Annotated in this window: 8 protein-coding genes; 7 read left to right on the top strand and 1 reads right to left on the bottom strand. The window is 71.2% G+C overall.

The window, feature by feature from the left end:
- Window positions 1-2 precede the first annotated feature (2 nt).
- A complete protein-coding gene (locus tag B0I31_RS32625; RefSeq protein WP_106619245.1) occupies window positions 3-1,052 on the bottom strand; it encodes a LacI family DNA-binding transcriptional regulator in 1,050 nt (349 codons plus the stop codon).
- Window positions 1,053-1,225: 173 nt separating this feature from the next.
- Between B0I31_RS32625 and B0I31_RS32620 the strand changes: the two genes are divergently transcribed.
- From B0I31_RS32620 to B0I31_RS32590, 7 genes are all read left to right on the top strand, one after another.
- A complete protein-coding gene (locus B0I31_RS32620) occupies window positions 1,226-2,839 on the top strand; it encodes a glycoside hydrolase family 13 protein (protein WP_106619336.1) in 1,614 nt (537 codons plus the stop codon).
- A gap of 19 nt (window positions 2,840-2,858) precedes the next feature.
- Entirely contained in the window at window positions 2,859-4,241 is a 1,383-nt protein-coding gene (locus tag B0I31_RS32615; RefSeq protein WP_106619244.1) for an ABC transporter substrate-binding protein, read from the top strand.
- 109 nt (window positions 4,242-4,350) lie between these two features.
- Window positions 4,351-5,211, top strand: coding sequence for a carbohydrate ABC transporter permease (locus B0I31_RS32610; protein WP_245950603.1), 861 nt, complete (start codon window positions 4,351-4,353; stop codon window positions 5,209-5,211).
- Window positions 5,208-6,068 carry a carbohydrate ABC transporter permease gene (locus B0I31_RS32605; protein WP_106619242.1) on the top strand — a complete coding sequence of 287 codons (861 nt, stop codon included), beginning with the start codon at window positions 5,208-5,210 and terminating at the stop codon, window positions 6,066-6,068. Before B0I31_RS32610 ends, B0I31_RS32605 begins: the two co-directional genes overlap by 4 nt.
- Before the next feature lie 47 nt (window positions 6,069-6,115).
- Window positions 6,116-9,088, top strand: coding sequence for a CBM35 domain-containing protein (locus B0I31_RS32600; RefSeq protein WP_181320626.1), 2,973 nt, complete (start codon window positions 6,116-6,118; stop codon window positions 9,086-9,088).
- 94 nt (window positions 9,089-9,182) lie between these two features.
- On the top strand, window positions 9,183-10,793 hold the full coding sequence (locus B0I31_RS32595) for a glycoside hydrolase family 13 protein (RefSeq protein ID WP_106619240.1): 1,611 nt from the start codon (window positions 9,183-9,185) through the stop codon (window positions 10,791-10,793).
- 50 nt (window positions 10,794-10,843) lie between these two features.
- A complete protein-coding gene (locus tag B0I31_RS32590) occupies window positions 10,844-12,397 on the top strand; it encodes a glycoside hydrolase family 76 protein (protein WP_245950602.1) in 1,554 nt (517 codons plus the stop codon).
- The last annotated feature ends 372 nt before the right edge of the window (window positions 12,398-12,769 follow it).

The raw sequence follows: 12,769 nt of genomic DNA, 5'->3' as shown, positions 1-12,769 counted from the left end.
GATCATGGGGGTGGCCCGCCGGTTCCGCCCAGGTCGTGCGGTTCGGCGGTGGAGTTGCGGACGACGAGCCGCACGTCGAGGACCAGCGGCTCGGTGTGGTGGTCCCCGCCTTCGGCGAGGTCGAGGAGTCGGTCGACGGCGTGGGTCGCCTTGCCGACGATGTCCTGGGCGACGGTGGTGAGCTTGGGCGTGATGTAGGCGCTGATGTCCAGGTCGTCGAACCCGACGACCGAGACCCGCTCCGGCACGGGAACGCCGACGTCGTGCAAGCCTTCGATGATGCCGATCGCGAGGATGTCCGCGGTGGCGAACACCGCGGTCGCGTCGGGGTGGCTCGCGAGCAGGCGCCTGCCCAGTTCGACACCGTCGTCATGAGTCGTGTCGACGGTCTCGATCGGACAGTCCCGGGGTGACGCCCCGGCGTCCCGCAGCGCCGCGTGGAAGCCGAGGAAGCGTTCGTGGACGACGCCGACATCGGTGAACGACGGCGCGGCGAACACGATCCGCCGGTGCCCCAGGGACAGCAGGTGCGAGGTGGCCAGGTGGGCGCCGGTGAAGTCGTCGGTGCGCACCCCGGTGGTCAACGGGTTGGCGGAGTAGCTGTCGATGGCCACCACCGGTGTCGCCCCGGTGACGCGGCGGCGCAGGCCGTCGACCTCCTCGTCGAGGAAGCCGAGCAGCACGGCACCGTCCAGGCTCCACGACCGCAGCGCCTCGCCGATCTCGGCGGTGTCGGACACCCCGCGCAGGAGCAGGTGGTAGCCGCGCTGGCGCAGTCGGCGCTCGATCTGACCGATGGTGGCGATGTTGTGCGGGGAGATGGTGAGGCTGACCTCGCTCTCGGCGGGCACCAACAGCCCGATGAGGCGGGAACTGTTGGCGGCCAGGCTGCGCGCGGACCCGTTGGGCACGTAGCCGAGTTCGGCGACGATCCGGCGCACCCGCTCGACCGTCTCGGCCGACACGCGATCGTGCTTGCCGTTGATCACGTTCGACACCGTCATGATGCTCACGCCCGCCGCCCTGGCGATGTCCTTCAGGGTCACCCGCACCGGCCCGATCTCTCCTCTCGCCTTCGCAGAACACCGGACTCGTCGTTGACACCTGCGCTGCGGCGAGGTTAGTGTCCCACACCACTTAGTATAGCGCTAAACCGCCTCTGACCGGCAACGTTCGGTTGATTTGTGGTGCCCTGCGCGCACCATGAGGGGGAGAGATCGTGACGATGGACAGCCCGGACCGGCCGTGGTGGCGCGGCGCGGTGATCTACCAGATCTACCCGCGCAGCTTCGCCGACTCCAACGGTGACGGCACCGGCGACCTCAACGGCGTCCGCGACAGGCTGCCCCACCTGCGCGACCTGGGCGTGGACGCGATCTGGTTCACCCCCTGGTACGCCTCACCGCTGGCCGACGGCGGCTACGACGTGGCCGACTACCGGGCCATCGACCCGGCGTTCGGCACGCTGGCCGATGCCGAGGCGCTGATCGCGGACGCCGCCGCGATGGGCATCCGCACGATCGTCGACGTCGTGCCGAACCACGTCTCCAGCGAGCACGCGTGGTTCAAGGCGGCACTGGCGGCCGGACCAGGTTCGCCGGAGCGGGAGCGGTTCTGGTTCCGCGAGGGCCGGGGTGAGCACGGCGAGCTGCCGCCCACGGACTGGGTGTCGAGCTTCGCCGGCGGCACCTGGACGCGGGTGCCGGACGGGCAGTGGTACCTGCACCTGTTCGCGCCCGAGCAGCCGGACCTGAACTGGAACCACCCGGACGTGCGGCGCGAGCACGAGGACGTGCTGCGGTTCTGGTTCGACCGGGGCGTGGCGGGCATCCGGGTCGACTCGGCGTCGATGCCCGTCAAGGACCCGGCGCTGCCCGAGGTGCCGCGGACCTACGAGGCGGGCGGGCACCCGTTCATCGACCGCGACGAGCTGCACGACATCTACCGCGGCTGGCGCGCGGTGGCCGACTCCTACGCCGAGCCGCGCGTGCTGGTGGGGGAGATCTGGCTGGACGACCAGCAGCGCTTCGCCCGCTACCTGCGTCCCGACGAGATGCACTCGGCGTTCAACTTCGACTTCATGGGACGCCCGTGGGAGGCCAAGCAGCTGCGCGAGTCGATCCAGTCCACGCTGGACGCGCACGCCCCGGTCGGCGCGCCGCCCACGTGGGTGCTGTCCAACCACGACGTCACCCGCCCGGTGACCCGGTACGGCCGCGAGGACAGCTCGTTCTCCTTCGCCACCAAGCGGTTCGGCACGCCGACCGACCCGGGGCTGGGGGAGCGACGGGCCCGCGCGGCGGCGCTGCTGACCGCGGCGCTGCCCGGCGCGCTGTACGTCTACCAGGGCGACGAGCTGGGGTTGCCCGAGGTGGAGGACCTGCCGCTGGAGGCGTTGCAGGACCCCATGCACTTCCGCTCCGGGCGCACCGACCCCGGGCGCGACGGGTGCCGCGTGCCGCTGCCGTGGACCCGCTCAGGTCACTCGTTCGGGTTCAGTCCGGACGGGTCGGGCGCGCCTGCCTGGCTGCCGCAGCCGGCCGCCGGGTGGGGCGAGCGCTCGGTGGAGGTGCAGTACCGGGACCCGCGTTCCATGCTGACCCTCTACCGGACCGCCCTCGCCCTGCGCCGGTCCGAACCCGGGCTGCGCGGAGAGCGCTTCTCCTGGTTGGACAGCACCGAGGACGTGCTGGCCTTCGCCCGTGACGACGTCGTGTGCGTCGTCAACCTCGGCGCCGCGCCGGTGCCGCTGCCCGACCACCACGAGGTGCTGCTGACCAGCGTCGACCTCGACGGTGACCACCTGCCCGCCGACGCCGCCGCCTGGCTGCGTGCCTGATCAACCCGAAGGAAAGACGATGAAGTCCTCCGCCGCAAGGCCACTGCCGACCAGACTCGCGACCGCGGTGATCGTGCTGCCCTTGCTCCTGACCGCGTGCGGCTCCGATCCCGACGACCAGGTGGGTGCCGACGGCAAGGTCGTCATCACCGTCGCGATGGACTCGGGCCTGGAGAAGGCCGCGATCGACGCGTTCACCAAGCGCGCCGAGCAGTTCGAGGCCGCCAACACCGACATCGACGTCCGCACCCAGGAGTACACCTGGACCGCCGCGTCGTTCACCGCCCAGCTCGCCGGCGGCACCATCCCCGACGTGTTCACCGTGCCGTTCACCGATGGCCGGGGCCTGATCGAGCGCAAGCAGATCGCCGACGTCGGCGAGCAGATCGCCCAGCTGCCCTACGCCGCCAAGCTCAACCCGAACGTCGCCAAGGCCGGGCAGGCCGCGGACGGCAAGCAGTGGGCGGTGCCGATCGCCGCCTACGGCCAGGCGCTGCACTACAACCGCACGCTGTTCACCCAGGCCGGGCTCGACCCGGACAAGCCGCCCACGACGTGGGCCGAGGTGCGCTCCGCGGCCAAGCAGATCACCGAGCGCACCGGCCAGGCCGGGTACGCGCAGATGACCTCGGGCAACACCGGCGGCTGGATCCTCACCACGCTCGACTACGCCTTCGGCGGCCGGATCGAGAAGATCACCGGCGACCAGGCCGAGGCCACCGTGGACACCCCGGAGATGGCCGAGGTGCTCGACACCTTGCGCGCCATGCGCTGGGAGGACAACAGCATGGGCGCGAACTTCCTCTACGACTGGGCCGGGATCAACCAGGACTTCGCCGCCGGCCGCATCGGCATGTACGTCTCCGGCGGCGGCAACTACGGCAACCTCGTCACCCAGAACGGCCTCAAGGCCGAGGACTACGGCGTCGCCGCCCTGCCACTGGCGGACAAGCCGGACGCGGGCGTGCTCGGCGGCGGCACGCTGGCCGTGGTGAGCCCGAAGATCGGCGAGCGCAGCAAGGAAGCCGCCGTGAAGTGGATCGACTTCTACTACATGGGCAAGCTGACCGACCAGGAGGCGGCGGTCGCCGACGCCAGGACGTTGGCCGAGACCGACCAGCCGGTCGGTGTGCCGACGCTGCCCGTGGTGGACCGCGCGACCTACGACCAGGCGCGGGAGTGGACCGCGCAGTACGTCAACGTGCCGTTGGACCAGATGACGCCGTACACGGCGAAGATGTTCGACCAGCCGCTGGTCACCGAGCCGACCCGGTCCACCCAGGACGTCTACAAGATCCTGGACCAGACCGTGCAGACCCTGTTCACCGACCGGTCCGCGGACGTGCCCGCGCTGCTGGCCAAGGCCGACGCCGAGGTGCAGGCCCAGATCGGCCGGGGCTGACGTGGCCGTCCGATCCCACTCCCGCGTGGCGGCGGTTCCCCCGCCGCCACGCGGTCCCCGCCCGCCGCGACGGCGGCGCACGCCCGCCACGTGGGTGCGCCGCGGCGGGTTGAGCACCCTGGTCTTCCTGCTGCCGCTGCTGCTGGTGTTCGGGTTCTTCTCGTGGGCGCCGATCGTGCAGTCGGTGGTGATGAGCTTCCAGCGGACCAACCTCGTCGGGCCCGTCGAGTTCGTCGGCCTGGACAACTTCGCCCAAGTGCTGGCGGACCCGCTGCTGTGGACCGCGTTGCGCAACACGGTGTGGTTCGCGGTGCTGGCGCTGCTGTTCGGCTACCCGCTGCCGCTGCTGGCCGCGGTGCTGATCAGCGAGGTCCGCCACCGCAAGGGGTTGTTCAGCGCACTGGCCTACCTCCCGGTGGTGATCCCGCCGGTCGTCGCGGTGCTGTTGTGGAAGTTCTTCTACGACGCCGGTCCGACCGGGGTGTTCAACACGGTGCTGGGATGGGTCGGGCTCGGGCCGTGGCAGTGGCTGCAGGACCCGGGCAGCGCGATGCCCGCGCTGGTGCTGGAAGCCACGTGGGCCGCCGCGGGCGGCACGGTGATCATCTACCTGGCGGCGCTGGCCGGGGTGCCCGCCGACCTGTACGAGGCCGCGGAGATCGACGGCTCGGGGATCTGGCGCAAGGTCTGGCACGTCACGCTGCCGCGGCTGCGCGGCGTGCTGCTGGTGACGTTCATCCTCCAGATCATCGGCACGGCGCAGGTGTTCCTGGAACCGTTCCTGTTCACCGGCGGCGGTCCCGCGAACTCGACCACGACCCTGCTGCTGCTGATCTACGACTACGCCTTCGCCAACAGCCTGGGCGGTGACTACGGCGCGGCCACCGCGTTGAGCCTCATGCTCGCGGCGGTGCTGGCGCTGTTCTCGACCGCGTACTTCCGGCTGACGAGATCCTGGAGCACGTCGTGAACCGAGGTCTGGTCTCGCCCACCGAGTGGGCGACCACCCGCACCCGGCTGGTGCTGCGCGCACTCCAAGGCCTGCTGCTGGGCGCGCTGCTGCTCACCGGCCTGGGCCCCGTGCTGTGGCTGGCCAAGGCCGCCGTCACGCCCACCCAGGACACGCTGCGCGCGCCCCTGTCGGTGTTCCCCCACGGGTTCGACCTGGCCAACCTGGCCACCGCGTGGACCCGCGTGGAGATCGACGAGTACTTCCTCAACACCGTGTGGCTCGCCGCCGGTTCGTGGGCCGTGCAGCTGGCGGTCGCCACCACCGCCGGGTACGCGCTGGCCGTGCTGAGGCCCCGCTACGGAGGCCTGATCACCGCGGTGGTGCTGGGCACGCTGTTCGTCCCCCCGATCGTGCTGCTCGTGCCGCTGTACCTGACCGTGGTCGACGCGGGAATGATCAACACCTTCTGGGCGGTGTGGTTGCCCGCCGGTGCGAGCGCGTTCAACGTCGTCCTCGTGCAGCGGTTCTTCGCGAGCCTGCCGCGCGAGGTGTTCGAGGCGGCCCGGGTGGACGGCGCCGGACCGTTCCGGATCTTCTGGTCGGTGGTGCTGCCGCTGTCGCGGCCGATCATCGGCGTGGTGTCGGTGTTCGCCGTCGTGGCCAGTTGGAAGGACTTCCTCTGGCCGATGCTGGTGCTGCCCGACCCCGCGGTGCAGCCGCTGTCCGTGCGCCTGCCCGCCCTGCAGCGCTACGTGGAACTCGACGTCTTCCTCGCCGCCCTGGCGATCTCGTCGATCATCCCGATCGCGCTGTTCCTGGTGTTCCAACGACTGTTCCTGAGCGGCGGCGCGCTGGAGGGCGCGGTCAAGGGATGAACCACGGCCCTACGACGGGCCTCCCCCTGCGAAGAGAGACAACAACGATGTTGAGCAAGCTGTCCAAGAGAGGGCTCGCGGCAGTCACCACGACGGTGATGGCCGCCGGTCTGATCACCCTGTGGAGCACGGCCGCCCCGGCGGCGCCCGCCGTGCTCGAAGCCGAGTCGGCCGCGCTCTCCGGCGGTGCCCGCGTCGAGTCCGAGCACACCGGGTACTCCGGCACCGGCTACGCCGGCGGGTTCACCGACGCCAACCGCGGCACCGCCAAGGCGACCTTCACCACCAACGCCGCGGCCGGGCAGAACACCCTGACGCTGCGCTACGCCAACGGCACCGGCTCGACCCGCACCCTGACCCTGTCGGTCAACGGCAGCGCCCGCCAACTCTCCCTGCCGGCCACCGCCGGCTGGGCCTCGTGGGGCAGCGTGCGCCAGAACGTGCAGCTCAACGCCACCGGCAACGCCATCGCGGTGTCCTACGGCGCCGGTGACAACGGCAACGTCAACCTGGACCACATCACCATCGAGCCGGCCCCCACCTCCGGCGGCGACCTCGAAGCGGAGTCGGCCCAGCTCTCCGGTGGTGCCCGCGTCGAGTCCGAACACGCCGGCTACTCCGGCACGGGCTATGTCGGCGGTTTCACCGACGCCAACCGGGGCACGGCGACGGCGACGTTCGCCGCCACCAGCGGCAGCGCCGGGAACAGCGAGCTGACGCTGCGCTACGCCAACGGCACCGGCTCGACGCGCTCCCTGTCCGTGTCGGTCAACGGCGCCGTCCGGCAGGTGTCACTGCCCGCCACCGCTTCCTGGAGCACGTGGGGGACCGCGACCGCAGCGGTGACCCTCAACGCCGGCGTGAACACGATCGCGGTCTCCTACGGCGCCGGTGACAACGGCAACGTCAACCTGGACCACGTCAAGCTGTCCACCGCCGTGCCGACCACCACCACAACGACCAACCCGCCGGGACCGGCCGGTTCCTACGAACTGGAGTCCGGGTTCCTCTCCGGCGGCGCCTCGACCGCCACCAGCCCGTCCGGCGCCACAGGCACCGGCTCGGTGACCCTGCCGGGCAACGGCGCGCGCGTCATCCGCAGCATCAACCAGACGAGCGCGGGCAACGCCACCATCACCCTGCGCCACACCAACTCCTCCGCAGGCACGGTGACCCTGTACGTCAACGGCGTCAAGGGACCGCGGTTGTCGTTGTCGGGCGGCAGCGGCTGGCGCACCACGACCCACAGCGCGGCACTGCGCTCGGGGCTGAACCTCATCGGCTACCACGTCACGACCGGCGACACCGGCGGCGTCCAGCTCGACAACATCGCGGTCACCAACACCGCGGGCCTGGCCGCACGTGGCGCGACCGTGCCCTACACCACCTACGAGACCGACAACGGCACCGGAACCCGCATCTCCGGCCGCACCTACACCACGGAGGCCGCCGAGGCCTCGGGCCGCAGCGCCATGAAGCTCACCGGTACCGGCCAGTACGTGCAGGTCACGCTGACCAAGCCCGCCAACGCCATCACCGTGCGCGCGGGCCTGCCCGACGACGCCTCGGGCAACGGCACCACCGCACCGCTGGCGGTGTACGCGGGCGGCACCAAGGTCCGCGACCTCACGCTGACCTCCAAGTACAGCTGGATGTACGGCGACTACCCCTTCACCGCCGGCCCCGGCGGCGCACGTCCGCACCGCTACTTCGACGACTCCCGCGTCCTGCTGCCCCAGACCTACCCCGCCGGCACGGTCCTCCGCCTGGCCAAGGACACCAACGCGACCAGCTACATCACCGTGGACCTGGTCGAGGCCGAGGTCGTCGACGGCCCGACCGCGGCCCCGGCCGGCTACCTCAGCATCACCGACCACGGAGCACGGGCCGACGACGGCGTGGACGACAGCGCCGCCCTCCGCTCGGCCGTCTCCGCGGCCCGGGGCACCACGGCCCGGGGTGTCTGGATCCCGGCCGGTCGGTTCAACCTCCACAGCCTGGTCCAGGTCGACGGCGTCGACGTGCGCGGCGCCGGTACCTGGCACACCGTGCTCCTGGGCGCCGACCGCCGCGGCGGGTTCTACGTCGCCGGCGCCGACACCACGCTGGCCGACTTCACCTTCGACGGCGACGTCACCACCCGCGACCCGGACGGCGCACCCAGCTCCGACGCGTTCGTCGAAGGCGAGTTCGGCACCGGGTCGCTGATCTTCAACGTGGCCTCCGACCACGCCAAGGTCGGCCTGTGGATCAAGCAGGCGGACGGCCTGCTCGTCTCGGGCCTGCGCATCCGCAACACGATGGCGGACGGCCTCAACGTCAACGGCAACACCGCCAACGTCCGGGTGGAGCAGAGCAACTTCCGCAACACCGGCGACGACGCGCTGGCCATGTGGTCCTGGGAAGCGGCGGGCACCGTCAGCCGCAGCGTGTTCGCGTTCAACACGGTCGCGCTGCCGATCCTGGCCAACGGCGTGGCCATCTACGGCGGTACCGACAACCGCGCCGAGGACAACCTGATCACCGACACCGTGTTCAACGGCTCCGGCGTCATGCTGTCCACCTGGCACGCGTCCATGCCGTTCAACGGCACCACCACCGTGCAGCGCAACACCCTCACCCGCACCGGCACCCGCAACTGGGACTGGCACACCCACACCGGCGCGATCTGGCTGTTCGCCGAACGCGCCGACATCACCGGCGCGGTCGTGCTGCGCGACCTGGAGATCAACGACAGCAACTACCACGGCCTGCTGCTGAGCTGGAACAAGGCCGTGAGCAACCTGACGGTCGCCAACGTCGGGATCAACGGCACCGGCGGCGCCACCGAGTCCTTCGACGACGGCGCCGGATCCGTGACCAACGCCGACTCCCACGGCATCTACTTCTACCTCATGTCCGGCACCGGCCGCTTCGACGGCGTGACCGTCTCCGGCCTCAAGGGCACGGGCAGCCGCGGGATGGTCAACGACGAGAACCGGTACACCGTCCAGCGCGGTGGCGGCAACTCCGGCTGGTGAATTACCGGTGCGACCCCGCGCGTGACTTCGGCGGGGTCGCACCACCGGCCCGGACCCAGGCGAGAAAACCGCCACAGACCCGAAAGTGCGACGAATGACCCCCTGGTGGCGTGACGCCGTGTTCTACCAGGTCTACCCGCACAGCTTCGCCGACTCCGGTGGCGACGGCGTGGGCGACCTGCCCGGAGTGCGATCCCGACTGCCGTACCTGCGTTCGCTGGGCGTGGACGCGGTGTGGTTGTCGCCGTTCTACCTCAGCCCGCAGGCCGACTGCGGCTACGACGTCGAGGACTACCGCGCGGTCGACCCGCTGTTCGGGACCGCGGCCGACGCGCGGGCACTGCTCGCCGACGCACACGACCTCGGCCTGCGCGTCATCGTGGACCTGGTGCCCAACCACTCCTCGTCCCGCCACCCGTGGTTCCGCGAGGCCCTGGCCTCGCCGGACTCCGACCACCGCGCCCGCTACCTGTTCCGGCCCGGCCGCGGTGACGGGCCGCCCAACGACTGGCGGTCGCTGTTCGGCGGCCCGGCGTGGACCCGCACCACGAACCCGGACGGCACGCCCGGCGACTGGTACCTGCACCTGTTCTCGCCCGACCAACCCGACTTCGACTGGACGCACCCGGCCGTCGCCGAGGAGTTCCGGTCCGTGCTGCGCCACTGGTTGGACCTGGGCGTGGACGGCTTCCGCGTCGACGTGGCCCACGGCCTGGCCAAGGCACCCGGGCTGCCCGACCACGGCGTGCCCACCCACCTGCTGGACCTGACCGCCACCCCGTTCTGGGACCAGGACGGCGTCCACGACATCTACCGCGACTGGCGGCGGATCCTGGACGCCTACCCGGGCGAGCGGGTGGCCGTGGCCGAGGCGTGGGGCCCGACGTTGACGCGCACCGCCCGCTACGTGCGGCCCGACGAGCTGCACCAGGCGTTCAACTTCCACTACCTGACCTGCCCGTGGGACCCGGTCGCGTTGCGCGGGGTCATCGACGACTCCCTGAGCGCCATGTCCGCCGTGGGCGCACCCGCGACCTGGGTGCTGTCCAACCACGACGTGGTGCGCCACGCCACCAGGCTCGCCCCCGACGCCGACCCGCGGACGGGGCTGCGCCGGGCCCGCGCGGCGACCCTGCTGATGCTGGCGCTGCCCGGCTCGGCCTACCTCTACCAGGGGGAGGAGCTGGGCCTGCCCGAAGTGCGCGACCTGCCGCCGCACGCGCGCCGCGACCCCGCGTTCGCCCGCACGGGCGGCCGTGACGGGTTCCGCGACGGTTGCCGGATCCCGCTGCCCTGGCGGGGAACGCGACCGCCCTACGGCTTCAGCCCACCCGGCACCCGCACGTGGCTGCCCCAACCCCCGCACTGGGGCGAGTACACGGTCGCCGCCCAGACCGGAGATCCGGCTTCGACCCTGGAGATGTACCGCGCCGCGCTGGCGGTCCGCAAGACCCTGCACGGCGATCTGGTCTGGCCGGCCACCGCGTCGGGGGTGCTCGCGTTCCAACGCGGCACCACGCGCTGCACGGTCAACCTGGGCGACCTGCCTTGCACCATCGAGACCGGCGGAGTCGACCGCGTCCTCGTGGCCAGCGGCCCGGTGCACCACGACGGCCACCGCACGAGCGTGCCACCCGACACGACGATCTGGTGGCGGGTCGGTGGTGTTGACGCTTCGTCGCGAACGAACCTAGCCTCGGTGTGAGAGCGTTCTCACGCTCTCTTCTCGGCCACCCACCCCTGCTGGGAGGTCCCATGCCGAACATCGTTGTCCGAGCATCCCTGGTGCTGTCGTTGATGGTCGTTCCCGACACGTCGACCGCCGCACCACCACAACCGACCTCCGCGGCGCCGCCACCGGCGGTCGCGCCCTGCGACAGCTACTGCGACGACCGGGATCCCTTCCTGCCGCCCGGCGCGCACCGGTCCCGCACCCGACCGGCGACGGCGGCGGCACCGCCCACCGTCCTCGCCCCGATCTGCAACACCCACTGCGACGGCCGTGATCCCGCGCTCTCGGCGGGGGAGCGGGTCGCCCAGTCCGTGCCCGCCGGAACCCGCCGGGTCGCGCTGCACTTCGACAGCACCGAGACCATGGGCTGGGCGGTGATCAGCGGCGGCGGTCAGGGCGACTCGGTCTGGCTGGACCGCTCCTACGACGCCGGCGTGACGTGGGAACCGAAGCTCGGCTCGACCACGACACCGGCGGGCTACGGCGGCTGGCGGACGCTCATGCACAACGTGGACGACTGGGCCGGCCTGCGCGTCGGGCTGCTGCGAGCCTGCGGCCAGCCCTCCGGGTCGTCGACCATCGCCTGCACGAGCTGGTACCGCACCACCTGGAACGCCTGGGACCGCCGCACGGCCGCGGCCACCGCCCTGATGCAGCGTTACAACCTGAGTACCGGCCTGTTCGACACCACCGGCTGGTGGAACGCCGCCAACGCGCTCAACGCGATCATCGACAACGCGCGGGTGAGCGGCATGGGGTCCTACCGCTACGCCATCGCCCGCACCTTCGACCTCAACCGCACCGCCTGGGACGGCAACTTCATCAACGAGTACAACGACGACGTCGCCTGGTGGGGACTGACGTGGCTCGCCGCCTACGACCTGACCGGCGACCGCCGCTACCTCGACACCGCCCGCGTCGGCGCCGACCACATCCACCGCTACTGGGACCCCACCTGCGGCGGCGGCATCTGGTGGACCTCGAGCCGGACCTACAAGAACGCCATCGCCAACTCGCTGTACGTCCAGCTCAACGCCGCCCTGCACAACCGGCTGCCCGGTGACACGACCTACGTGCAGCGCGCCCGGGACGGCTGGCGGTGGTTCGAGAACAGCGGGATGATCAACGGCTCGAACCTGGTCAACGACGGCCTGGTCACGTCGACCTGCCGCAACAACGGCCAGACGCCGTGGAGCTACAACCAGGGCGTGCCGCTGGCCGCGCTGACCGAGCTGCACCGCGCCACCGGCGACCAGGCGTACCTCACGCGGGCGCGGACGCTGGCCAACGCCTCGACCACGAGTCCCGCGCTCAACCCGGGCGGGATCGTGTTCGACGACGGTGGCGGCGGTGACGTCCCGTCGTTCAAGGGCGCCTTCGTGCGGGGTCTCGGGAAGCTGAACCAGGCGCTGCCGGACCGCCCGTACACCGCGTACCTCAAGCGGCAGGCGGACACGGCCCACGCGCGCGACCGCTCCGGCAGCGACTCCTACGACCAGCCGTGGGCCGGGCCGTTCCAGCGCAGCGACGCGGCCCGCCAGCACAGCGCGGTGGACCTGATGAACGCCGCGAGCTGACCGGTCCGCCCTCCTGCCCGAGGGCGGACCACCGGCAGGCGCGGCCTCCCGCGCCAGTCCGCGCCTGCCGGTAGCGCTCCCCCCGGTGTGCCTCCTCCGGAGCCGGGAACCGCCGGAATTCGTTCGGGTCACGGGATTTCCCGGCGTTGACGCGGCTCGTCCGCCACCGGCGACGGGCAGCTCCCACGACGCCGAGCCGACGAAGGTTCTGCGGCCGAATGCCGCCGCTCGCGCGGTCAATTGACGTACTTTTGTCTATCTTGAACAGTCTTTCGTTGACCCCGTACAAAAGTCGCCTTACCGTCGCCTGGCTGGTGTGACCCCAGTAACAGCTCCACTGCGCTGGGTCACGGCAACACCGAACCCCTTGCC

This window comes from Saccharothrix carnea (assembly GCF_003014735.1).
Taxonomy (GTDB): Bacteria; Actinomycetota; Actinomycetes; order Mycobacteriales; family Pseudonocardiaceae; genus Actinosynnema; species Actinosynnema carneum.
This window is presented reverse-complemented; position numbering and strand designations above follow the sequence as displayed.